The 24317-nt window shown below is 41.7% G+C and carries 26 protein-coding genes; 17 read left to right on the forward strand and 9 right to left on the reverse strand.

All coding sequences use genetic code 11. The features are described 5' to 3' along the window. Nucleotides 1–378 precede the first annotated feature (378 nt). From tatA to H605_RS0114140, 5 genes are all read left to right on the forward strand, one after another. Nucleotides 379–606 carry a twin-arginine translocase TatA/TatE family subunit gene (tatA, locus tag H605_RS0114120; protein WP_029054819.1) on the forward strand — a complete coding sequence of 76 codons (228 nt, stop codon included), beginning with the start codon at nt 379–381 and terminating at the stop codon, nt 604–606. A 12-nt stretch (nt 607–618) separates the two neighbouring features. Continuing rightward, complete coding sequence (tatC, locus tag H605_RS0114125) at nt 619–1530, forward strand: twin-arginine translocase subunit TatC (RefSeq protein WP_029054820.1); 912 nt, start codon at nt 619–621, stop codon at nt 1528–1530. A 381-nt stretch (nt 1531–1911) separates the two neighbouring features. Continuing rightward, the gene (locus tag H605_RS0114130) at nt 1912–2865 is read left to right on the forward strand and encodes an agmatinase family protein (protein ID WP_029054821.1); all 954 of its coding nucleotides are present in this window, start codon (nt 1912–1914) and stop codon (nt 2863–2865) included. A gap of 107 nt (nt 2866–2972) precedes the next feature. Then, nucleotides 2973–3608, forward strand: a complete 636-nt coding sequence (locus tag H605_RS0114135; protein ID WP_029054822.1) for a helix-turn-helix transcriptional regulator — start codon at nt 2973–2975, stop codon at nt 3606–3608. 51 nt (nt 3609–3659) lie between these two features. After that, nucleotides 3660–4910, forward strand: a complete 1251-nt coding sequence (locus H605_RS0114140; protein ID WP_029054823.1) for an Nramp family divalent metal transporter — start codon at nt 3660–3662, stop codon at nt 4908–4910. A 249-nt stretch (nt 4911–5159) separates the two neighbouring features. Here the strand turns inward: H605_RS0114140 and H605_RS0114145 are convergent, their stop codons facing one another. From H605_RS0114145 to H605_RS17990, 5 genes are all read right to left on the reverse strand, one after another. Beyond that, nucleotides 5160–6395 carry an S-layer homology domain-containing protein gene (locus tag H605_RS0114145; protein WP_029054824.1) on the reverse strand — a complete coding sequence of 412 codons (1236 nt, stop codon included), beginning with the start codon at nt 6393–6395 and terminating at the stop codon, nt 5160–5162. A gap of 332 nt (nt 6396–6727) precedes the next feature. Then, nucleotides 6728–7414 (reverse strand): acetate uptake transporter, encoded by a 687-nt coding sequence (locus tag H605_RS17985; protein WP_081657955.1) that lies wholly within the window; start codon nt 7412–7414, stop codon nt 6728–6730. Between the two features lie 162 nt (nt 7415–7576). Continuing rightward, nucleotides 7577–9157 (reverse strand): ABC transporter permease, encoded by a 1581-nt coding sequence (locus H605_RS0114155; protein WP_029054825.1) that lies wholly within the window; start codon nt 9155–9157, stop codon nt 7577–7579. Next, entirely contained in the window at nt 9157–10056 is a 900-nt protein-coding gene (locus H605_RS0114160) for an ABC transporter ATP-binding protein (RefSeq protein ID WP_029054826.1), read from the reverse strand. Before H605_RS0114160 ends, H605_RS0114155 begins: the two co-directional genes overlap by 1 nt. Before the next feature lie 137 nt (nt 10057–10193). Then, complete coding sequence (locus tag H605_RS17990; RefSeq protein WP_051210604.1) at nt 10194–11672, reverse strand: S-layer homology domain-containing protein; 1479 nt, start codon at nt 11670–11672, stop codon at nt 10194–10196. Nucleotides 11673–11855: 183 nt separating this feature from the next. Here H605_RS17990 and H605_RS0114170 point away from each other — a divergent pair, with 183 nt between their 5' ends. From H605_RS0114170 to H605_RS19250, 4 genes are all read left to right on the forward strand, one after another. Continuing rightward, entirely contained in the window at nt 11856–12044 is a 189-nt protein-coding gene (locus tag H605_RS0114170; RefSeq protein ID WP_029054827.1) for a DUF6440 family protein, read from the forward strand. Nucleotides 12045–12308: 264 nt separating this feature from the next. Further along, a complete protein-coding gene (mntA, locus tag H605_RS0114175) occupies nt 12309–12737 on the forward strand; it encodes a type VII toxin-antitoxin system MntA family adenylyltransferase antitoxin (RefSeq protein ID WP_232321271.1) in 429 nt (142 codons plus the stop codon). Further along, a complete protein-coding gene (gene hepT / locus H605_RS0114180) occupies nt 12730–13134 on the forward strand; it encodes a type VII toxin-antitoxin system HepT family RNase toxin (protein WP_029054829.1) in 405 nt (134 codons plus the stop codon). Before mntA ends, hepT begins: the two co-directional genes overlap by 8 nt. Nucleotides 13135–13276: 142 nt before the next feature. Beyond that, nucleotides 13277–13471, forward strand: a complete 195-nt coding sequence (locus H605_RS19250) for a hypothetical protein (RefSeq protein ID WP_029054830.1) — start codon at nt 13277–13279, stop codon at nt 13469–13471. Nucleotides 13472–13755: 284 nt separating this feature from the next. On the opposite strand, the gene H605_RS0114190 is transcribed toward H605_RS19250, so the two are convergent. Next, the gene (locus H605_RS0114190; RefSeq protein WP_029054831.1) at nt 13756–15009 is read right to left on the reverse strand and encodes an amidohydrolase family protein; all 1254 of its coding nucleotides are present in this window, start codon (nt 15007–15009) and stop codon (nt 13756–13758) included. 241 nt (nt 15010–15250) lie between these two features. On the opposite strand from H605_RS0114190, the gene H605_RS0114195 reads away from it, so the two are divergent. The 8 genes from H605_RS0114195 to H605_RS0114230 all read left to right on the forward strand — a co-directional run bounded on the left by H605_RS0114195 (nt 15251) and on the right by H605_RS0114230 (nt 21610). Further along, entirely contained in the window at nt 15251–15781 is a 531-nt protein-coding gene (locus H605_RS0114195) for a sigma-70 family RNA polymerase sigma factor (RefSeq protein WP_081657956.1), read from the forward strand. Further along, complete coding sequence (gene rsiV / locus H605_RS0114200) at nt 15778–16650, forward strand: anti-sigma-V factor RsiV (protein ID WP_029054833.1); 873 nt, start codon at nt 15778–15780, stop codon at nt 16648–16650. The genes H605_RS0114195 and rsiV overlap by 4 nt, the downstream gene beginning before the upstream one ends. 382 nt (nt 16651–17032) lie before the next feature. Then, nucleotides 17033–17761: a polysaccharide deacetylase family protein gene (locus H605_RS17995; RefSeq protein WP_418347007.1), complete on the forward strand. Its 729-nt coding sequence runs from the start codon at nt 17033–17035 to the stop codon at nt 17759–17761. A gap of 206 nt (nt 17762–17967) precedes the next feature. Next, entirely contained in the window at nt 17968–18423 is a 456-nt protein-coding gene (locus tag H605_RS0114210) for a MarR family winged helix-turn-helix transcriptional regulator (RefSeq protein ID WP_029054835.1), read from the forward strand. 80 nt (nt 18424–18503) lie between these two features. Continuing rightward, entirely contained in the window at nt 18504–19457 is a 954-nt protein-coding gene (gene mhqE / locus H605_RS0114215) for a ring-cleaving dioxygenase MhqE (protein ID WP_029054836.1), read from the forward strand. Nucleotides 19458–19479: 22 nt separating this feature from the next. After that, nucleotides 19480–20373 carry a VOC family protein gene (locus H605_RS0114220; RefSeq protein ID WP_029054837.1) on the forward strand — a complete coding sequence of 298 codons (894 nt, stop codon included), beginning with the start codon at nt 19480–19482 and terminating at the stop codon, nt 20371–20373. A 3-nt stretch (nt 20374–20376) separates the two neighbouring features. Continuing rightward, nucleotides 20377–21000, forward strand: coding sequence for a flavin reductase family protein (locus H605_RS0114225; RefSeq protein ID WP_029054838.1), 624 nt, complete (start codon nt 20377–20379; stop codon nt 20998–21000). Nucleotides 21001–21019: 19 nt separating this feature from the next. After that, nucleotides 21020–21610 (forward strand): alpha/beta hydrolase, encoded by a 591-nt coding sequence (locus H605_RS0114230; protein ID WP_029054839.1) that lies wholly within the window; start codon nt 21020–21022, stop codon nt 21608–21610. Between the two features lie 309 nt (nt 21611–21919). On the opposite strand, the gene H605_RS0114235 is transcribed toward H605_RS0114230, so the two are convergent. From H605_RS0114235 to H605_RS0114245, 3 genes are all read right to left on the reverse strand, one after another. Next, nucleotides 21920–22357: a GNAT family N-acetyltransferase gene (locus tag H605_RS0114235; protein ID WP_029054840.1), complete on the reverse strand. Its 438-nt coding sequence runs from the start codon at nt 22355–22357 to the stop codon at nt 21920–21922. A 61-nt stretch (nt 22358–22418) separates the two neighbouring features. Further along, on the reverse strand, nt 22419–23093 hold the full coding sequence (locus H605_RS0114240; protein ID WP_029054841.1) for a Dph6-related ATP pyrophosphatase: 675 nt from the start codon (nt 23091–23093) through the stop codon (nt 22419–22421). Continuing rightward, nucleotides 23090–24082: a GNAT family N-acetyltransferase gene (locus tag H605_RS0114245; protein WP_029054842.1), complete on the reverse strand. Its 993-nt coding sequence runs from the start codon at nt 24080–24082 to the stop codon at nt 23090–23092. Before H605_RS0114245 ends, H605_RS0114240 begins: the two co-directional genes overlap by 4 nt. Nucleotides 24083–24317: the final 235 nt, after the last annotated feature.

Here is a 24317-nt window from a genome sequence, read left to right on the forward strand (position 1 = left end):
TACTTTTTATGGAAATGACATTTGACCTATCGTAGGAAGTTTGGTAGCATGAAAAGATTGTTACCCTTTCGACAAGTTTCGATTATGTTTATTGATAGGTTGAAGGATTTAGTATACTACAATGAATACATCATGGCCGCCCAGTCTCTCGGTATAACAATTAATGATTTCACTGGGGATAATTTCGACGATAGTGGTCTAAACTTCATTTAAAGCGCAAAACTTATTTGTTGTGAGTGCGGACAAATTCACTCATAATAGTGGATACAACCCTACTGCAACAGTCGGTGCACGTGCCTACCGTATTACGGAAGGCATTCAGAAATACTGTAAACGAGGTAGATTACTCGTCTAAACTAAGTAGGAAAGGATGGATGTATGATGAATATAGCAGCAATCGGTGTACCTGGACTCATTATTATCCTTGTAATTATCTTGATTCTTTTCGGACCTCGTAAATTGCCTGAAGTCGGCTCAGCAGTCGGTAAAACTTTGGCAGAGTTCAAAAAAGCGACAAAAGATATCATGGGCGATGATGAAGAGAAAGAAAAGACAACTGTTACGCCTTCCAAGACAATTGAAACTGACAAAAAAGATATTAAGTAAGTAGGTGACAAGATGGATCCGTATAGTGATCAAAACCGGAAAAACTCAAACCCCTTAGACAAAAAAGCAAAAGATGAAGAAGCTGCGCTACCCGATCACTCTGCGGAGACTTCTTCCACTGAACAACAAGCTGTACCTGAAAAATTGAAACCCGAACCACAACCGGAAGAACCCAGAATGCCACCGCCAGAAGAACCAAAAGATGAAAAGGCTGATGCAGATCCTGCATTAATCGAACATCTCACGGACCTTCGGAAACAGCTTATTAAAAGCGTCGTCGTGTTCTTCATTTTCTTCATTGCTGTCTTCAGTACGATCAATCTGTGGTTCCCGTACGTTACACGGGGCTATACACTGATCGTCCTGAGTCCGCTTGAAGTTATTTCATTCTATACGACGATATCAGCCGCAATGGCGTTCGGTTTATCTGTTCCGTTCGTCTGTCATTTCCTCTGGCAGTTCGTCAAACCAGGTCTGACGCAGAAAGAAGGACGTTTCTTAAGTCTTTACTCCCCTGCGATTCTGCTCTTGTTCGTCGGAGGTCTCGCGTTCGGTTATTACGTAGTCAATCCACTGAGCTATAACTTCTTAGTAAAGCTCGGTAAGATGAATTTCGATGTTATGATTACAGCAAAAGAATATGCACGTTTCTTATTAATGACAACGATGCCGATAGGTTTGCTGTTTGAGCTTCCAATCGTCGCACTATTCCTGTCTGCTATCGGTATTCTGACATCCGAAACGATGAAAAAAGTGAGAAAGTGGTCGTACGTGACGCTCGGCGTAGTGTCCGCACTGATCACGCCTCCTGATTTCTTAAGTCAGTTGATCATCCTCATTCCAATGATTGCTTTATATGAAGCGAGTATTTTCATTGTCATGAAAACAGAAAAACGACTAGTACCGGATGCAGATGCATCGTAATGCATGAGAAAAAGCGTTCCACTTCTATAGTGGGACGTTTTTTTGTGATGAAATATACTTAATGGCGCGGTTGCCTAAAAATTCAAGCATTCGCTCTATGTTGAATATTGATCGCTCTATCCACCTCAGTATCCGCTCTATGACGACGGCTAACCGCTCTATCTACCTCGCTATCCACTCTATCCCGACCGCTAATCGCTCTATTCAACACGGTATCCGCTCTATATACCTTGTTACCCGCTCATACCACTTCAAACTTTTTTTCAAAATCACACATACCAAACACATCTTATTTAATTTATTTAAAACTGTTTGACAATTAGTAAATGTTGATTTACTATTAGTAAAAGTTCTTTAAAAAAATTAAAGGTGGTAATTAATATGACAGAGATGATCTACGGCAATACTCCTTGTATGTTAGGGGCTAAAAATATATCAGCAACAAAAGATTTTTCAGATGTAGACGTGATAGTATACGGAATTCCTTGGGAAGGTGCAGTTACGTGGGGCGATTATACAGGCTGCGAACTTGGTCCAAAAGTAATGCGCTTATGTTCTTCACGCTACTCGGGTTACCTTCCTGAAATCAATGATATGGATATTTTCGAACACGTCACACTGGGGGACATGGGAGATATCGACATCGTGCCTGCTGACGTTGACGAAACGATGAAGCGAATCACTGATTTCACTTCAGAATTATGGAAATCAGGCAAGTTCATCATTGGTCTTGGCGGCGATCATGGTATTACATATCCTGTCGTGAAAGCGATTGCAGAGCAAGATAAAAAGGTTGGAATCATTCATATGGATGCTCACTATGACAACCTCCCATCTCACAATGGTGACCAATTCGCCCGCTGCAGCCCATTTGCTCGTTTGTATGAACAAGAAGGTGTGCGCAACGAAAGCATCATTCATACAGGTATCCACGGACCTCGTAATAAACCCGAGAGCGGTCGCAATGCGAAAGCCGCTGGCGCAGTAACCATTACGATCAATGAAATCCGTGGGCATAAAGATTTGAAAGAGATGGCTAAGGAAATCTATGCACAAGCTTCAAAAGACGTAGATTGCGTCTACTTGACGATTTGTAGTGATGTTTTGGATTTCGCATTCAATCCAGGCGGTCCAGTAGATGGAAACGGCTTAACTTCTTATGAATTACTAACATTAGTACATGAGATTTGTAAACTTGGCGTAATCGGTATGGACTTCGTGGAAATTTATCCACAACAAGATCCTAATCAGTTTTCCGCTCATTTTGCTTCTACTTTGATCCTATATGCACTAGCAGGAAATATCCTTTACAATCAGCAAAGAGAAGAAAAATAAGCTACTACTTCCCAGATTACTAGACACTTCGATCGAAAACAGTCGATTTTTCCTTCTTGGTATAGGAAAATAAGGAAGAGTATTTAATCTGAGGAGTGTTAAAGGTTATGAAACACAATAAATTGATTTTCGATTCTTATATACGAATGGCTGACGCTATCTACAGTGTGTTCAATGTGAATTGCGAAGTGGTCATTCATGATGTGACGAAAGTAGAGTCCTCTTTAATTTATTTAAAAGGTGATGTTACGGGCCGATCTGTTGGGGCCCCTACTACGGAAGTTATTTTGAAGGAATTGAAGAAGAAGCATGAAAATATTAAAGATCTGAATGGCATCATCACGAATACGATGCGTGGAAAGATTATTAAGACTTCCATTGTATTCATTAGAGACATGGATGGCAAAGTGATTGGTTTCCTTGGTATCAATTTGGATATCACGGAAGTCAATCGTCTGCACCAAGTACTCGAAGAAATGATCAGACCTGATACAAACTATGATGGGCAGCATTTCAATGAAACGTATGCGACCCATATTGATGAAGTGTTCGACAACATCACGAAAAGCACGATAGTGGAGCTTGGGATCGATGTCGAAAACTTGAAACGTAAAGACCGTATTACCTTTGTGCGACAGCTGGAAAGTAAAGGGATCTTTCTAATTCAAGGATCGGCTGATCGTATTGCGGATTTATTAGGTGTATCCAAACAAACAATTTATAACTCACTCGAGGAAAAGTGACCTTTCTTTTCCTCACTTAGTAGGTGAGGAAAACTAGGGGAGGAAAAGAAAATGGTTGCTAACGTACCCGCTACACAGCAAGTTAAGAAAAATGGGTTACTTTCAAAGTTAAAATCGATGGGACCAGGAGCCATTATTACTGCTTCTTTCATAGGTCCGGGTACTGTCACTACCGCCACTCGTGCAGGTGCTGGATTTGGTTACGCCATTATATGGGCAGTAGGCTTCTCTATTATCGCAACAATCGTTCTTCAGGAAATGTCTGCACGACTCGGTGTGGTTTCGAAAAAGGGCTTGGGCGAAGCGATACACGACCAATTCAAACAACCCTTACTAAAATTCGCTTCCATATGGCTCGTCATTATATCTATTGGCGTCGGCTGTGCTGCCTATATTTCGGGTGATTTGATGGGAACGTCCCTTGGTATCTCTACATTGACGAATATTCCAGCACATATTGTAAGCCCTTTCATCGGTGTAGCGATTCTATTCTTGGGATTGTCGGGCAGTTATAAGTTAATCGAAAAATTAATGATTTTCCTCGTCATCGTTATGAGTGTGACGTTCATTACGACAATGATTGTCGTAAAACCTGATATTGGCGCGGTATTTGCGGGAGCGTTTATCCCAAGCATACCGACCGGTTCGATCATTATGATTATCGCATTGGTCGGAACAACGGTCGTTCCGTATAATTTCTTCATCCACTCCTCCATGGTTCAGGAACGCTGGACGCAGGTGAGTGACTTGAAGGAAGCAAGGTGGGATACAATCATCTCGATTTGTATCGGTGGGTTAATAACTGCTGCAGTTTTAATCACCGCTGCATCTACTATGATGGGCATGGAAGTAACGAGTGTAGCCGACCTTTCTATCCAATTAGAGCCATTATTCGGTTCATGGGCGAAAGTGTTTATCGCAATCGGTATCTTTGCCGCAGGTTTCTCATCCGCTATCGCAAGTCCCCTTGGCGCAGCAGTCGCAATTAGCAGTGTGTTAAAATGGGAAGGCGGAATGAAGAATAAAAAGTTCAAAATGGTATTCTCCGGTGTTATTATCATTGGTATTATCACATCGGCAATTGGTTTCAGTCCACTTGATGTATTGCTAGCAGCACAGGCGCTGAATGGAATTCTGCTTCCAATTGTAGCGATATATCTATTTATGATTATGAATAATAAACAATTACTCGGAGATCAGCGCAACTCAACTTTACTCAATGTCATTGGAGCTATCGTCATCTTGATCGCGATTTTCCTAGGTGGCTATAGTTTAGTGGATGCGGTTCAAGTGTACTTGTAAGAATGGTTGCATAAGAAAAAGCGTTCCACTTTTAAAGTGGGACGCTTTTTTCGTGTATGTAAGAGATTCTATTTCATTATCCGCTCATTAAACACTGGGAAGCGCTCTATAGTGCTGCGTATCCGCTCTATCTAGACGTGTTACCGCTCTATCACGCCCCACAACCGCTCTATCCACTCCTTCAACCGCTCATAAAAGCGCTCTGCCAAATCGGCAGAACGCTAGTGTGGTTCATATTAAGATAACTTACTAGTAAGCATAACCATCGTCTGAATTTACACGAACCGTCTCACGGCCATTTTCAGAGTCTACACTAAATTTGTATTGCGTAAATGAATACTTCTCTTTCGTAACAGGATCTTCTCCTGTTTCTTTAGTTTGTGATACGTAGGTGATTCGAACTTTTGTAGAGTTAGGATAATTCAATTTCACTACACGCTCTGCCTCTTGTCTTGTCAGCTCAAAATTCTTTTTCCCGACTGCTGCACCAGAAAAATTATCCATCTTCCAACTACCCGATTCTTTCTTAAACACATAATCAACAAAGCCGCCACCTATTAAAAGATTACTAAATGAAACGGTATGGACGTGAAGTGTGTTGGCATCTGGTTGTGTATAGTCGAACCGCATGGAAGGTTCGATTGTTAAACCAGGGAATAAAAACGAATCACAATGTGTGCAAACGCTCGGATAATCTTCTTTCAGCAACCCATCCACAAACGCTTGTGTAGCGTAGGGCAACTGCTTTGAGCGAAGTTGACTGTATGATTGATTATCTATTTTTCCTTGAATACGAATTCCTTCAATCACAATAGGTAAACGCATAGTCAAATCGACCGCTTTTTCTTTGCTAACCACACTGCCAGAAGGAGTTTTACCCACTTTCATCGCACGATACAAAAACTCTGCATAATGTGCACGTGTAACGGACTGATTCGGAAGAAACTTTCCGTGATCTCCTTTCGTTACACCATTAGAATACAACGCACTAGCGTGTACGTATCCCCAATGCAAGAAGCTCAGATCTTCAAACTGTGCTGGCTCCTTCATATGGAACTCAAACGCCAAATCCAGCATCTTCGCCATCTGGATTCTTGTAATGGATGCATTCGGATTAAATTTCTTATCCAGTCCTCCACTGATGATCCCCTTGTTGTATAACTTCATGATCGGTTTATAATACATATGGTTCTTCGGCACGTCAGCAAAGACCAATTTATCGGTAGGCGGCTGCGGAAACTTCAACACTTGATCGAGTAAAGACGCTACGTGCTGACGACTGACCGGTTCACCTGGACGGAATGTTCCGTCAGGATAACCATTGATATAACCCGCTTTCTGCATTTCTTGAATCGCGGTGTAGTTCGGATGCTTTTTCGATACATCCTTGAACTCTTTTGCTGAAGCTTCATTGAAATCTGCAAAAACAAGCGATAGAGCCAACGCGAATGCTGTCCATAGTAGAACTCGTAACGTATTCCTCATACTCTTCCACTCCTTTGTTAGTTAGTAGATTTAAAAATCTTTCTACTATCATATTACCAATAAATTTCCTGAAAACATAGACATTTTCATTTAATTAAGGAAAAGCATCAAATCAGTTACTCCAATCCAACTGAAACAATTGGTGCATTTGCTTACCGCGCTGCAGAAGGTATGATTAACTATCTAAAAGGCGAAGGCGGTTTACTAGTTAAACAAAATAATAGTAAAGAAACAGTTTAATATATAAAATACACACAAAAAGCATCTGCGTAAACGTAGATGCTTTTTGTATAGATCATATACTGATTTTCTCGTGTCTGGTTGGTTTTAAATTAACTAAACGTGTTTTTCACTTTAAAGTTTTTACCTGTTTTCACAGGACGTACAGGTGGTGCCTTCGCTTCATCCGACTTCTTAAAGATGCCAAATGGCTTTCCGACCGGTATGAATTCCCTGCCGAAATGTTCGTTTAGAACCGCTGCCCCTGCTCCGTAGAACGATAGCAATGAAATAATCATTTCTGAGTAGGCCGCCAATTGCTGAGGGAATGCACCGAATAAGCCGAAGCTATCAAGCGCCAAGCCGATAAACAGAAAGTTGATGAAGAAAAATATAGAGAATAGGACCTTATGTGTTTCCATCGCACCGATTGTCAAAAATAGAGTGAGAATTAGATAGCCGACGAATGCGAAACCTAATTGATGCGGATCCACCCCTGCCGCCAGTGTTTCCCCGAAGATCCCCCGCTGCATCATCCAAGAAGCAGCAACCGCAAGCCAGAAAAGTCCGTATGCGCCGAATGCGGTAGCACCGAATGTGTTATTGCGTTTCGTATCTATCACACAAGCAAATAATTGAGCGAAACCACCGAGAAGTATTGCCCAAGGGATAACAAATGAAACTTCTGTAGTGATGCCCAGTTTTTGTGACGACGCGACGAGTGTTACCATCGCTAAACCGAATAGTCCTATTGCAGAAGGGTCTGCGTTAACTATTTTTGTTTCTTGATTTATACTCATGACAACCTCCTGAAAATCCAACCAAACTTCACTCATAATAGCACTAATAGTTATTTTAGGAAATCATATCCCGATATTCCTTTTAATAATACTAGTACTTTTATCGATTTGTGCTGAATTAGTCAAAATTGGAAGTAAATTTCATGATTAGTAGATAAATCCCTATCCTTCTATATCTCGATTAGTAAATCGATGGATACCGAAGAGAAGCAAAACAACAGCCACTGCCACCAATCCTCCCGCATGCAGCCAGTTCATGTCCTCAATTGGCAACTTGGAAACAAAGCCGAATGGCGAAAGCTTTTCCATCCATCCAGGAAACTGGAACAAGCCGCCTAAATACAGCGTAAGGAATCCGTAAAATAAATAGAGCCAAATAAAGCCCGTCGCCTTTTGTGCGATCCCAATCAAACACGTGCTAATCGCAATCATCACGACCACCGCTGGAAAATGAACGATACTAGCTTGCCATACGGTGAAGAACGTGAAGGGATCTTCCATCGATGTGGTGCCGGCTAACCATAAACCGAGTGCCGAGAAGCTCAGCATCAGAAATCCAGTGCACAACGCCAACACTAAATAGGAAACTAGTAACTTGTTTCTTGAAACCGCGCGACCTAGCAAATGATCTACGCGTGATTTCCGCTCTTCGCCTACTACTTTATGAATGGAAAGCAATGCGGGAATCGTACTGATAAATGCAAGTACCGCCATTAGCATCGGCAGGAACTGAGTAGTCAATGAACTGTTTTCATCCGCCACAATCATCGCAGCGAGCATGTCATTGTCTTGAAAAAACGAATCCAAATCTCCGAGAACGGAACCGTAAGACAACCCGAGTACTAGCATGCCGACCGACCATGAAATGAACGCGGTTCTTTGTAGTCGCCACGCGAGTCCAATCGGATGACGCAACAGAATGGAAGCATGTGCACGACCGCTTCTGGACGGAAGAAAGCCTGAACCAATATCGCGTTTGCCCTGCAGAATGATAGCTAACGCAAACCATACAAGACTTGTGATGACTAATCCCACTACCGGCAACCAGTTATTGTCGCTATACGGCTGAACTTGCGTAAGCCATCCAAACGGTGGAATCCACTCGGTAACTGACCGTAATACATAACAGCCGATCATCACCGTAAACGACAGACCGACTGCCCCCCGCGAACTTTCCGAGAGTTGCGAGCAAACCGCTGTCACCCCTGCAAAAAATAAGCCGACCACACCAAGCGACGCACCGTAAATAACTGATCCAGACAACCCCATGCTATCGAATGAAAGACTATACAGACCCACGCCGATTAGCAACGCCAGTAACAAGTTGACACCGAACAGCGTAAGTATCGAAGCCGTCAGTTGTGAATGCCGGGCAATCGGCAACGAACGCAGTAATTCCGCCTGCCCCTCCTCTTCCTCTGCCCGCGTATGGCGCACCATCAATAATATATTCATAATGGCGACTGCGATAGCGGTCATCAACAGCATCTGATGGGAAACCATGGCGCCTAGCGTGTAATTCGCCAGATCCCCAGGACCTACCATTGCCTCCATCGCGGGATTTTTCATCGTTTCCGCCATTAGATTACGATCCTGCTCAGTCGGATATAATTCATTAAAAGCAGGCGGTACAACAAGCGTCATGACCGTGATTCCGACGAGCCACCACATATAACGCATGCGATCTTGCCGAATCATGAATCGGGATAGACGAAGAACACCTGCAAATGGGGCCCCCTTCATCACACATCCCTACCTTCCGCGGTTTCTTCATAATGCCGCATGAATAGATCCTCAAGCGTAGGCGGAGCACTTTCGATCTTCCGTATACCGTGCACGCTTAGCTTGTGCATAATCGCTTCCATTTCCTCTGCATCCGCATGAAACGTCCAGCCGGTTTCTGTCGGTACTACATCATGCACACCTTGCCACGAAGCGAGCGACTCAATCGGAGTTCTTGTCTCCACTGTCAGCTGCATTCGTGTCAAATGCCGTAGTTCATTCAACGTACCGCACTCGATCAGACGCCCTTGCCGGATGATGCCCACGCGATCGCATAGCTTCTCGACTTCGGATAAAATATGGCTCGACAGCAACACCGTCTTCCCCTCCGCTTTCACTTCTGCCACACATTGCTGAAACACTTTTTCCATTAAAGGATCGAGTCCAGACGTCGGTTCATCTAACAGAAATAATTCCGCATCGGAAGCAAACGCCGCCACTAAAGCGACTTTCTGTCGATTTCCTTTCGAATACGTTCGGCACTTCTTCGTCGGATCTAGCTGAAATCGCGCAAGTAACTCTTCGCGCCTTTGTTCATGGACATTCCCTTGCAGACTCGCGAATAAATCAATCACTTCGCCGCACGTCAGCTGCGGCCACAAATTCACGTCTCCCGGCACATACGCAACACGTCGATGAATGTCCACCGCGTCTCGCCATACATCCTTGCCAAAAATCGTCGCCGTTCCGTTCGTAGCACGAAGCATGCCGAGCAGAACTCGAATCGCAGTCGATTTTCCTGCCCCATTTGGCCCGATGAAGCCGAACACTTCGCCGTTCCTCACTGTCAAATCCAGTCCATCTAACGCCTGATGCTTACCAAAAGTTTTCGTCACTTGATTCATCTCAATTACGTTCATCTGCATACCCTCCCTTAGTGTAAGTTAGAGCTTGTTATTGATTGTAGTGTACCATATGACCATCATGCCCGAGACATTTCATTCGCACCAAAAAAGCAGACACGCGATGCATGCCTGCTTTCCTCCTACCTATCCAATTAATCAAACACCATATCGTCTTCTTCACTAACAGCCGCATAGACGTGTAGATAATCCCCCAACTTACTCACTCGGACCGTAATACCATAGTAAATTCTGTGGCTACCCGGTGCTACCTTACTATCTGGGAAGTTCACAAAGAATTCTCCTGTTTTCTTCGGCGTAATGCGGAACACATTCGTCCCTGGATCTCGCGTGACGGTGGCAATTTCTTCACTTCCCTTAGGTAGCACATGCTTGCCGAGTAGAGCGCCATCCCAAATTTGTAACACTTCATTTGGCTTGATCGGTGTTATATGCGTGTAATAATAAAATTGATCTTTGTGCTCAGTAGACGTAACGTAATAACGCATTTCCTTGCCGTCCATATACTTAACCGTCGCAATGAATTTCCCTGGTTGATCAAAATAGATCACATGGCAATATTGAAGCGTATCATTTTCGCATCGCTCAAATTTTACACGTTCATTCACCAGTTCTCCTTCCTCTGTAGAAAGAGAAATTGACTCTGCATCTATGAACGCTTCGTTGTTTTCTCTTCTTTCATAATACATCCACAGTTCTGCTGGTGTCGAATAGATATCGGTTGTCTCTTCCAATGAAATATCCCATGCACCCTTGACCTTTTTGACATGCACATAATATTTTCTGTAGTTTTGATCATCTGTATCGGATGAAGGTGCGCCTGAAAAAGTCAGTGTAGCTGTCCCTTCTTTCTTTGGCACAATATGAATCTTCGTCTTCAAATTCATTTGACTCGGTATTTCACTGTCCGACACGATATCGAATACATCCGAGTTCGTTTTGCTGACATCGTTGAATCTCTTCCATTTAAAATCTTTCGCATGCATCGTAAGAATCCCCGGCTTCACATCTTCCGCAGCTTTCAGTAATTTTGCTGCTTGACCTCTCGTAATCGAAGCATTCGGACTGAATGTCGTTGGAGACGTACCTGTTGTCAATCCGAGTTGATACAGACTATAAATTCCATCTCTGTGGCCGTTTTTATGCACAACGTCTTTAAAACCATAATCCGGATCACGATATAGCGGCAATTCGAACGCTTTGATAATGATCGAAGCCATTTGCGCACGCGTAATCGAATCGTTCGGTCCGAATCGTCCGTCACCATAGCCGTTGATGACACCTTTTTGCGCTAATGCCGCAATCGCTTTATAGTAGCCGTTCGCAGTCGAAACGTCTTTGAATTTTGGATCTTTTATATTCGTAGTAGGGAGTTTCGTCATCTTCACGATAATGGCAGCCGCCTGCCCTCTCGTGATGGAGTCGTTTGGCTTGAATGTACCGTCTGGATAGCCTCCAATAATGTTACGTGACGCCAACTCATTCACCGCTTCCGCAAAATGCTTCGAATCTGGAACGTCCGGAAATCTCGCTTTGTCTGCCGCTGTGCTTGATAAAGGAAAACCGCAAACTAGCAAAATCACCCCAAGTATCGCTATCACTTTATTCTTCATTCGACTTCATCCTCTCCGTAATATAGTAGTATGCCGTACAGACGTAGAATTACAGAAATAGTTTCAAAACTTTTTGAATTAATTTCCTTCTGGAGAAATTCACTACTTATGAGAAAACCAATTATTTTTGAATAATCAAATAACACGTTGTATAGTAACACTCAGATAAAGGAGGGTTCTAGTATGAATACGAAACGTTTTGAAATTATCGAGAAACAGGGAAAACTGCAACAGTTCCAAGTGATCCGTGACAATGAAACAGGCGTTCTTTATATGTCGCGAGCACAGGGATACGGCCTTGGAATGACGGTCCTCGTCGACGCGAATGGAAAACCGCTGGTAGATGAAGAGTATTTGCGATCGGGTCGCTAAACTATGTAGACATCTACACTCTATCTTTTTCGCAATGAATAAGATTCTTTTAAGCGGACATACTGGCCACTACTAGATTACTAATATGGAAGTGTGAATAGGATGTTGATTTGCGAGGCTTGGACGAAATATAAGGCGGATCAACAGGTTAAAACTGCTATCTAACTGATGGGCGCGTTAATGGCAAAGCGTTATATAAGAAACGAGTGGGGATGAAGGAGGAGTAGCCATTTTTGGTTACTCCTTTTATAATAGATAAAACAGATGAAAGTGGTGGGCGTCATGCTATCTGAAGAAATAAAAAAAGGACTCGTAGACATCATTAATGAACGAGTAAATTCGTCATTTATTTTATTATTTGGATCTTATGCAAAAGGCACTGCTAGAGAAGACAGCGATATTGATTTGGGTTATTATGCAGTGGAATTACTTTCATCATATGAACGTTTTATACTAGCGGGTGAACTAGCACAAGTTGCTAAAAGGGAAATCGATTTAGTCAATATTCGTGAAGTAGATACAGTATTTGCTATGCAAATTTTTTCAACCGGTCAGTTACTTTCTTGTCGTGATGAAAATGAATTTTTAAAACAACGAATGAAAGCTTTTAGTATGTACATCAACCTTAACCAGCAACGAGCAGAAGTACTACAAAGCATTCAGGAAAGAGGGAGTGTGTTCGGCGATGAATGATGTGATTTTAAATAAAGTGACAACCATTGAACGTTGTGTGAATCGTGTTCATGAAGTATATGATCAGAATGTAGATAATCTAAAAGATTTCACTAAGCAAGATAGCATTATTTTAAATATTCAGCGTGCATGTGAAGCTAGTATCGATTTGGCTATGCATATCATTAGTGAAAAGAAGTTAGGTATACCAAAAGCAAGTCGTGATGCATTTAAGATGTTGCAAGAAGCTACTATTATTGATGAATCATTAGCCAGCACACTAATGAATATGGTAGGTTTTCGAAATATTGCGGTACATGATTATCAATCAATAGACTTAGAGATTTTGGAAGCCATTTTAGAAAAGCATATTAACGACTTTAAAGACTATACGAAAATCGTCTTACGCATTCTTTAGGAAGGTTAGTCAGTTAATAAAGTCACATGGTGAATCTGTATTCTAAGAAGTTTTTCAGGCTTGAAGGACATCTACGGTTTCAAAAAATTTGTTAATTGGAAAGATTGAGCCTATGGAGTAGTTAACCGAAGGGTGATTGACTATGAGAATATATTTTAAAGAAAGATATAAATCCTATATAAGTATCACTTTTGGTTTGTTAATTGGATTTATAGTGGCTACATTTTTATTTGATAGAACTGATTATAAATCAGGTTTTGGCGCCATTTTATTTGGATTAATCATCGGGGAGTTACTTTTTTACTCAAGATGGTCAAAACGTCAAAAAAGAGAATGAAAATATTTAATCTAACGAGGGCGTTTATGGAATAATGTTTGAAGCACTCATTTAGTTGATCTTCCCTACAGCCGTCGAGCATAGCGAGGGGTGTGGTTCACCGCCCACCCATAAGACACGCATCCGGCTGTAGCGCGGATCAACGGGTTCAAACCACTCCCCCATCATCGGTTGATTCTGTTCACGCAAACGCTCAGTATCAGAACTTCAAATCACTTATATAAACTATAAAAAGTCCTCCCCAACGCATGTTGAGGAGGACTTTTAAGTATGATCAAGAACTTTTACAACTGCTTTAAAAAATCCACTTCCACTTCATTTTTCCGCGGTTCACGCTTAAAGAGATAGCCACCGTTTCTTACGGACATCAGTACTTCTGCTCGCTCACGAATAGCTTCATAAGGATCTTGTGCATCCAACACGATAAAGTTCGCGGGTTTCCCCGCTTCAATACCATACGCATCATTTACTCTCATAATGTTTGCACCATAGTACGTGATCAAATCCAACGCCTTATTGATCTCGTCAATATGTGTGTAATGCGCTAAGTGAATCCCATTGTCTAAAATGTTCATCATATTTCCATTGCCTAAAGGATACCAGTAATCCGCTATGGAATCTTGAGCAAACGCCACATTGTTTCCGTTATTCAACAACTCTTTTACTCGTGTTAAGCCACGACGTTTAGGATAGCTGTCGCCACGTCCTTGTAAATGGGCGTTTTCAGTTGGACAAGAAATAAAGTTGATTTGTGATTCTTTAAATAAACCTAACATTTTATTGGCATAGCTATTATCGACTGAACCGAAGCTACATGTATGACTAGCTGTTGTATATTTACCATAGTCTTTTTCCATAACGAGTGCGTTTAACACTTCTAAGAATCGACTATTTGGATCATCGTTTTCATCACAATGAATATCAATCATCACATTATGCTTGATGGCCATGTCGACAATACGTCGCAATGACTCCACGCCATGTTCATAGGAAATTTCAAAGTGAGGAATCCCCCCTACTACGTCCGCACCCATTTCAAGTGCTTCTTCCATTAAACGCTCTGCGCCTTCATATCTAAAGAATCCTTCTTGCGGAAAAGCCACGAGTTGTAATGTAACGAGATCTTTCAATTCTTCGCGCAGTGTAACCAATGCTTTCATCCCCGTTAAATTCGGATCTGTAATGTCTACATGTGTACGAATGAATTGAACCCCTTTACTCACTTCTTTTTGAATTCCTTTAATCGCACGTTCTCGCACCATTTCTTCAGTCAATGATTTCTTATTATCACTCCAACGTTGAATACCTTCAAATAACGTCCCGGATACATTCGCATTCCCTTCGCCTAGTCCCGAAAAGATATAATCCAAGTGTAAATGAGGATCTACGTAAGGTGGCAATACTAAACGTCCTTGCAGATCAATTATGTCATCTGCGTCGCCGAGATCATTACCGATTGTTGTAAATTGGCCATTCTCCACTAAAAACTCATGGGAATCCGGATCCCCATATATATTCGCATTCATAAATTTCTTCATAAAATACATTACTCCTTTATCCATTGTTATAGTCATGAGTATAGCAGTTGCGATGCAAGAAAAATAATTCTTGCTCTCCATATAACGTAAGCAGCTACCTTATTCTAAGTCGTATAGCATCCCAAGCAAATAGATACGCTTCACCCTAAACTTGATCCTTGTTATCATGTTTTCCTTTTCTTTAAAAAATCCAAACTTTTCGCAGAAGCTGTCCGTCAAAAGAGTAAGACGTGATCGCGACATGTTTAAAATTGAAGAAGGTGAACCTTTTGTCATGACAAAAAATATAAAAATGGAGCAGGTGGAGCAATTTTTAATTGAAAACCAAAATGCTCATTATCGGCTCGCCTATAGCTATGTGAAAAACAAAGAAAACGCGCTGGATATTGTGCAAGACTCGATTTTCAAAGCGTTAAAATCCATTCACCGCCTCGAGGAAATTAAGTATTTAAAGACATGGTTTTATCGGATACTCGTGAATACTTCCATCGATTTTATTCGCAAACATCAGCGGATGATGGTGATGGATGATGAAGTTCTAGATGGCTATTTACCACAAACTGAAGATGAACCAACTGATATAGATTTACTAGATGCGCTAGATACTCTTTCTCCGGATGAAAAGTCGTTAATTATTTTACGCTTCTTTGAAGACTTGAAGATTGACGAAGTAGCAGCCATCTTAGATGAAAACAGTAATACAGTGAAAACCAGGCTTTACCGGACTTTAAAGAAACTGCGTATAGAAATTGAAAAGGGGGATTTGGAATGAAACGGATGAACAAGCTCAAGAAAGAATATGACGATATTGAAATTCCTCCCGAATTGGACAATTTAGTGAAGGACTCAATCCAACGTGCAAAAAATACGAAAAAGAAACACTCGCCTATGAGAAACTGGTCAATTGGAGTCGCTGCAGCGGCTGCCTTATTTGTAGGTAGCATTAATGCTAGTCCGACTTTCGCTAATTCACTAGTGAACATCCCCGTTATCGGTTCCATCGTGCAAGTTTTCACGATAGAAACCTTAATAATGGAAAAGGAAACATATCAGGCAAATATGAAAACACCGGCAATCGATGGCTTGGAAAACGAAGGATTACAAACTGCTCTAAATGAAAAATATATCGAAGAAAACAAAGCGCTCTTTACGAAATTTGAGGAAGAGATCGCCAGACTGGAAGAGGCCGGTAGCGGTCATTTAGGTATGGATTCAGGTTATGAAGTAAAAACCGACACCGAACAAATTTTATCTATTGCGCGTTACGAAACCACTACAGCTGGATCTTCTTCCACTGAGATGCAATACGATACGATTGATAAACAACATAATATTCTTCTTACCTTACCGAGTCTCTTTAAAGATGATTCCTATATCGGGATCATTACTACCTATATTAAACAAGAGATGAAACGACAAATGGAAGAGGATGAAAACACTGCATATTTAGCTGTCGAAGGAGCGGACGTCGAGTTCAGTTCAATTCAAGCCAATCAAGATTTCTATATTACGGCGGATCATACACTCGTCATTTCTTTTGATCAGTATGAAGTAGCACCAGGTTATATGGGAGTCGTCACATTTGAGATTCCTTCAGACATTTTACAAGACGCCCTAGTTGGGGATACGTATATTCAGTAAGTTATTTTACAGCAGCAGATGATGGTTTTCATCTGCTGTTCTTCCTATGAATGCAGGCGATTTTATACATACATAAGATGATAAGCGGTCTATTCAACACAAAATGATAGGAGATGTAATTTTTATGAATACGCTACATCAACAAGTCGGGAAGAAAAGAAGAAAGCTGAAGAAAAGATATTTTCTACTTCTCCTTATTCTTCTTGTTCTATCGGGTACTGTTCTTTTCGTTGGAACGTCTTATTCTTTCCGGGAAGTACCTAGTCCATCGGATCAACTTGTAACCAAACCAGAAATAACCGAAACGCCGGCATCAAACGATCAGCCAGAAACGTTTACACCACCTGAAGAATCTAGTCCTGAACCTGAAGTATTTCCTACAATTGAATCCGATGGAACAGAAACACCTACTGATGAACAAACAGAAATATCTTCTGAAGGGCAAACGGAAATGCCTATGGAAGAAAACTCAGAACAGCCTGTAGAAGAGAAAGAACCAGAAAAAGTAGTGTATATAACATTCGATGATGGTCCGAGTAAATGGACTGAGCAGTTTTTAGATGTCTTAGATGCACATGACGTGAAAGCTACGTTTTTCATGCAAGGGAGTAATTTAAAGAAAGAACATCTCCAAGAAAGTGTAAAACGTGCAGCGAAAGATGGTCATTATATTGGCGGCCATAGTATGACGCACAATTATCAAGCACTTTACTCTAATCAACAATTTGTACCCGAGATGCTTGAATCACTGGATCTTATTCATGAAATAACAGGAACCACTCCTCGTTTAGTTCGCCCTCCTTATGGATCAGCACCTGGATTGAACGGCGAGCAAATACGGAAACAACTGGCTGACGCCAATATTAAAATTTGGGATTGGACGATTGATTCGCATGATTGGGAACTTCCCGGTAACCCTTCTCAAATAATACAAAATATTAAACAAGACACTACTTCAGATAAAGAAGTCGTATTGATGCATGAAAAATCACAAACTTTAGAAGCGCTACCCGACATTTTGAACTTTTTCAAAGACCAGGGATATATTTTCGGAGTGTACAATGACGCCTCTCACTTTGTCATGAACTTCCAGAATGATGCTGCACTTTAAAATCACAATGTATGAAAGTCTATTACTAGATGCTAGTGTATGGAGGCTATTTTTTACGTACTGTTAGCCTCCCCTTTCATCTCGCCTTTTCCACTGGATACGATGCAAACTTTTTAAATATTGCTGGTCTTTTACAAACGTATGGGTTGACATCAGATTGTGAATATTATACGATTACCTTGAATTCGAGATAAAAGGAGAACGTCATGGACAGTCAAACTAAAGAAATTTATGAAGAAGATTTGTCTCTAAAAGCATTCATTGTTTTGACTCGAGCATTGCAATCCATTAAATTACGCGCGGAAGAAGATATCAAACGTTCAGGATTAAACCCAACAGAGTTTGCTGTTTTAGAGTTAATTTATAGTAAAGGTGATCAACCGATACAAAAAATCGGCGAGCAAATATTGATTGCGAGTAGTAGCATCACATACGTTGTAGATAAACTAGAAAAGAAAAACTTAATCAAACGAAAACCTTGTCCAAAAGATCGACGTGTAACATATGCGTCTATTACAACAGATGGGACGGAACTGATGAATGAGATTTTCCCCCCACACAAGAAAGCAATAAAAGAAATTTTTAGTGGACTAGATATACAAGAAAAAGAACAACTAATTGCACAGTTAAAAAAATTAGGTTTACATGCACAAAATATGTAATGTTTACTCTAGTTTTTTATCTAATATCTCGAATTAGTAACATATCAATTAATTATAAATTACAAAGGGGGTTTTATTACATGACAAACGAATTACTAGGAATTCACCACGTTACCGCAATGACAGATAACGCTATGAGAAACTATGATTTTTTCACAAACGTACTTGGCATGCGATTGGTGAAGAAAACGGTAAACCAGGATGATATCCATACGTATCACACGTTTTTCGCGGATGATATCGGGTCACCAGGGACTGACATGACATTCTTCGACTTCCCGAACAACCCAAAAGGAACGCCGGGAACGAACTCGATTTCCAGAACAGGACTGCGCGTACCTACCGATGCAGCACTTGAATATTATCTAGATCGCTTCAAGGAGTTTGATGTAGAAAACGACGGCATTCAAGAGCTTTTCGGCAAAAAGGTACTCCCTTTCCAAGAAGCGGACGGACAGAAGTATCAACTGTTCTCTGATGAGAATAATGAAGGTGTAGCACCCGGTACACCTTGGGAAAACGGACCCGTACCTGAAGAGCACGCGATTTACGGTTTAGGACCGATTGAAATTACAGTGAGCTATTTCGAAGATTTCAAGAAAATGCTAACTGATGTGTATGGTATGAAACCGATTATTGAAGAAGAGAACGTGACACTGTTTGATGTAGGTGAAGGTGGCAACGGCGGACAAGTCATTTTACGAAATGATGATACAACTCAAAGCCGTCAAGGCTACGGCCAGGTGCACCATGTGTCGTTCAGAGTGAAAGACCATGAAGCGATTAAAGACTGGGAAGCTAAATACAATGATATGGGAATGCAACATTCCGGTCACGTAGACCGCTTTTACTTTGAAGCACTTTATACACGTGTCGGTCATATTCTTATCGAGCTATCTACAGACGGCCCCGGTTTCATGACGGATGAGCCATACGAAACTTTAGGTGAAGACCTATCACTTCCCCCATTCCTTGAGCCGAAACGTGAATATATTGAATCACAAATTCGTCCGTTTAATACAAAACGTTCATAACAGTTTTAAAGGAGTTTTATAAATGGAAGCAATTAAAAAAATCCACCATATATCCGCTATTGTGGGAGATCCCAATGAAAACCTGAAATTCTATAGAGATGTTTTGGGACTTCGTCTAATTAAACAAACGGTAAACTTTGATGATCCAGGTGTTTATCACTTGTACTTCGGAGATCATAATGAAACTCCTGGTACGGTCATTACATTCTTCCCTTGGACCAATAATAATTACGGCAGAAAAGGCAGTGGTCAGGTCGGACGAATTGCTTTCAGAGTACCAAAAGGAAGCATGGAGTATTGGAAAGAGCATGTAACTGCTCAAAACATCCACACTGAAATGACTCAGCTTTTCGGTAAAGATACACTCGAGTTCAACGATGTTCATGGACTCGAGCTCGCAATAGTCGAAGGCGAAATAGCTGCAGATCAATACGACATAGTCGACTTCCACGGAGCTGTTTTATTGTCTGGAAACCCTGAAGGCACAAAAGATTTACTTACTGGCCTTATGGGATTAGATGAACTAGATATAGATGATCAAAATCAACACTTTGAAACAGTAGGCAAGGAAAAGCAACATATCATTACGGCCACTCCCCCGCAGCCTGCTGGTAGATTCGGTATTGGAACAGTCCACCACATCGCGTGGTCCGTACCGCATAAGGAGGCATTGAAAGAGTGGCAGGCTGCACTTACAGATGCTGAATTTGGTGTCACTGTAGTAAAAGACAGAAATTACTTCAACTCGATCTATACTAGAGAAAAAGGACATGTCGTATTCGAGTTCGCGACAGAAGGTCCAGGATTCGATATAGATGAAGAAATGAAATCACTTGGTTCCATGCTGAAATTACCAGAGCAATATGAACACAAAAGGCAGGAATACGAAACTCTGCTGCCAAAATTGGAGGTATAGTATATGAATAAAATACTCCATTTTTCTCCGCAGGAACTGACGGCAAAAGAAAAGAAAAAATTCCTGATTGGCTCGGTTATCCCAAGACCGATCGCATTGGTCTCCACGAAGTCTAATTCAGGTGTTATTAATATTGCGCCATTCAGCTACTTCAACATCGTCACGTATGACCCTCCTATGCTGTCGATCGCAGTGCAGCGCGTAGATGGAAAACCGAAAGATACGGCTAGAAATATTTATGAGAATAAAGAAGCCGTAGTGCAAGTCGTTGACACGGATAACGTAGAAGCGGCAAATGCAACTTCCGCACCGTTAGGACCGGACGAAAGCGAGCTGGATATATCGAGTTTTACAACAGTAGACTCAAAAGCTATCCAAGTTCCTGGAGTAAATGAAACCAAAGTGAGATTTGAAACAGAATTATACGATTCATTGGTCATTTACAATGAAGAAAATATCGCAACTACAGACGTTTTATTGCTGAAAGTACAACACTATCATATTGATGAAACGATCTATCATAACGGCTATATTGACCCGTTGAAATTACAAGCTGTAAGCAGACTTGCTGGTAATGATTATGCCGAAATAGGAAAGCTCTTTACGGTTGAACGGCCCGTTAAATAATCAGAGGAGTTGTCATGTAATGAAATATATTTACAACGAAAAGAAAAAAGGTGCACCGGTATTCGTATTACTCCACGGCACAGGCGGTACAGAAACAGACTTAGTCTCCCTTGCCGAACTACTTAATCCCGAATATAACGTGTTAGGCATCAGAGGAAATGTGCAGGAAAATGGAATGAATAGATTCTTCAAACGTCACGGAGAAGGTCAGTACGACTGGGAAGATCTTGAGTTTCGCGGCAATGAACTGTATGAGTTCATTGAAGAAAAAGCAAAAGAGTATGATTTCAAAATGGAAGATACGGTGCTGGTCGGATTCTCAAACGGCTCGAACATTGCGATTCAAATGATGCTCAAGCAACCAGAAACGTTTAAAAAAGCAGCATTATTCGCACCACTGTATCCTGCAGATGTAGCAGAAAAACAAGATTTCAGCGATGTAGATGTATTCCTATCACTAGGAGAAGGTGATCCGATTGTGCCGGAATCGGAAAGCAAGCGAGTCATTAGTCTCTTTAAAGAAAGAGGCGCGAATGTTACAACAGCTTGGGTGAACGGACACAGCCTGACACAGGAAGTCGCAATGCAAGCAAAAAACTGGTTGAATTAAGCACGATCTATGTAATAAAAAACAATACGCACGTTTTGTTTTAGTAAAAGTGAAGTTACTACATGTAAAATAACAACCATTACTAGATGAGATTTAAATGACAATAGCAATCTAGAACGTTGACACAACACACAGTATAGTAGGCAATGAAGTGAAAGTTACTATCGAAATACAATTACGTAAGTAAGCTATGTAGGATTCAGACTTTCTAAAAAAGTGGATGACATGTAGTTTATACCGTACCCCTAAAGTTAGATTTCATTTCCTACCTTTAGGGGATTTTCTTAATAAAACAAATTCTATGTCAAACTATAGAGCCAACTTCTTCTCCATCACAATATGCGGTATGCCATCTTCCATGAATACATCGGACGTAGTTTTGTAGCCAAGCTTACGATAAAACTCTTCCGCATGTGTCTGTCCATGCAATTTCAACGAAGCGATTTCCTTCTCCTTCGCGACATCTTCTAAACCTTCAACAATTACCTTTCCAACACCTAAACCTCGATAAGAAGCTAGCACACAAATACGTTCTAACTTCCCGACCCCATCTACTACTCTCAATCTACCTGATGCGATCGCTTGTCCTTCATGTTCCACTAAAATATGTTCACATAATTCATTCAGTACATCAAATTCATCAAACTCGTCCTCTTCCGGAACATGTTGTTCGTAGACGAATACCTCTTTTCGTATGTCAAAAGACTTTTGAAGATCTACTTCTGTAATTATTCTCTTAGTGTTCATCATACATTCACTCCTCTTTCTACTATTATTCCGTAAACAAGAAACTTCCACAGACGATCTCTCAGTCTGTGGAAGTTTCTCTTTCTAGCTCGCACTTCAAAAATACATAGCCGTCTTTTTCAATCGTTTCACTCATTTTCACAGGAATGCGTTCCTTGAAAATCGGTCCATCGACAACGACTGTATGGAATTCCCCTGACTCCCCGCAGCTATCAATGCCGAGTGCTTCGAGTTCATTCATCAATTCAATCGTGAAACGTCTGCCGAGAAATTTCGCTGGCATCATCTTTGTATTGACCACGATCACATACGCTTCAAAATCTTCTGCAATGAATTCTTCGAGCAGCTTACGTCGTGGTTCTTCCCAAAGTGGATGATAGGTTTCCATACCCACTTTGGCGCACATCGACTGCACCCACAGTAAATGATCTTCTAAATCGATGTCACCAAAAACTGCTTTGTGAATACCATGTGCTTTCGAAACGCGCATAGCATCTATGAATTGCATTTCATAGCCAGCCCAGTCTGCTTTTCGGATCATCAGCGGAACGTCCATCTGCTTCGCCTGCGCTTGAACGATCTCCAGTGGCAATGCGTGTGATTTGGAATGTGGCTGATCTTTCTCGAACATCGTCCACAGCATAGCCGGCGTATTTCCCTCTTGGATTGCGCGATACGTTGCGAGTGCAGAGTCTTTGCCGCCACTCCATGACGTAACGAACTTCACGCCCGTCATTGTCCGTCCGCCCATGAGATGCGTGCATCCACTGTACGCGCCATGCGAATCATGTACGAACGGAATCCGAGCTTAGGCCAGAAATACGACGCTAAATGATTCGCCGTCAACCAATCCGTCATGACATATTTATAACCTGCATTTTTCATTTGTGTGAAACTGTGGTTCGCAATCGACTTACCGATCCCTTGTCCACGCATCTCAATATTCGTCGTTGCCTGCACAAGCACTGCCGACTCATCTGGTGTCGTCATCGCATGACGCGCATCCGCCGGTGTAAATAGATGAAAGGCTACAGGCACTTCATCCTGCTCAGCAACCCAGCTGCGTGTACCTTCTTTGCCTTCATACGCCGCAAATACATCACGCTCTGCATCCAACGCCTCTTGTGTAATCGGTTTCCACGCCGGAGCTTTCGCCTGGTGCAAACTATTCCACGGTGCCATCTTGTGCAAAATTCTTTGCTCGTCCCCTACTAGTTCCTTCATCTTCACGAGACTATTCTCACCCGGCTGTGCGCGATAGTGTTCAAGTGACAACGCCGCAAAGCGCTGTTCGAAATGAAACGACTGCTCCAGCATTTCAAGAATTAATTCATCATTACCAACCGGAATATCCATGACATGTTCAAAATAGCCATTGCGAACCCATTCCGCACCAGCTTCCGTGTACATCAATCGGGCCAATCTTGGATGCTCGTCCTCATGTATGACAAATGAAGGATACCCGACATACACCGTACGCCCACGAGTAACATCTTGACGATATTCGTATAATAAATAGCCGATGACATCTTCGTCACGCAACGTCACGAGTCCCCCTGTATACGGTTTCTCCAATTCTTCACGCAAGCGATCCTCTGCTTGTTCAATGTCCTCAAAACGTTCCTGCAAAAACGGAAAACGCTGTCGTTCATCTGCATGTCTCGCCGCCAATAACGAGGCCATCTTCGGTATATACTGCTCTTCAAATTGTACAAAATGAATCATCAGAATCCCCTCCTGCCTAATTTAACTAAATTATACCACAACCGTTTGGCTTGCCAATGAAATGAATGGATGGGGTGGTTGGATCGTGGGTTTAGAGCGGTTGTGCGTTGGTATTGAGCGGATAGAACTTGTGTATGAGCGGGTGTGCACACACATAGAGCGCTCGACCGCGAGCAATGAGCGGTTGTGCTATAGCATTGAGCGCTTACACACACATATAGAGCGAAAACGCGGC

It is taken from the genome of Sporosarcina ureae DSM 2281 (assembly GCF_000425545.1).
Taxonomy (GTDB): domain Bacteria; phylum Bacillota; class Bacilli; order Bacillales_A; family Planococcaceae; genus Sporosarcina; species Sporosarcina ureae.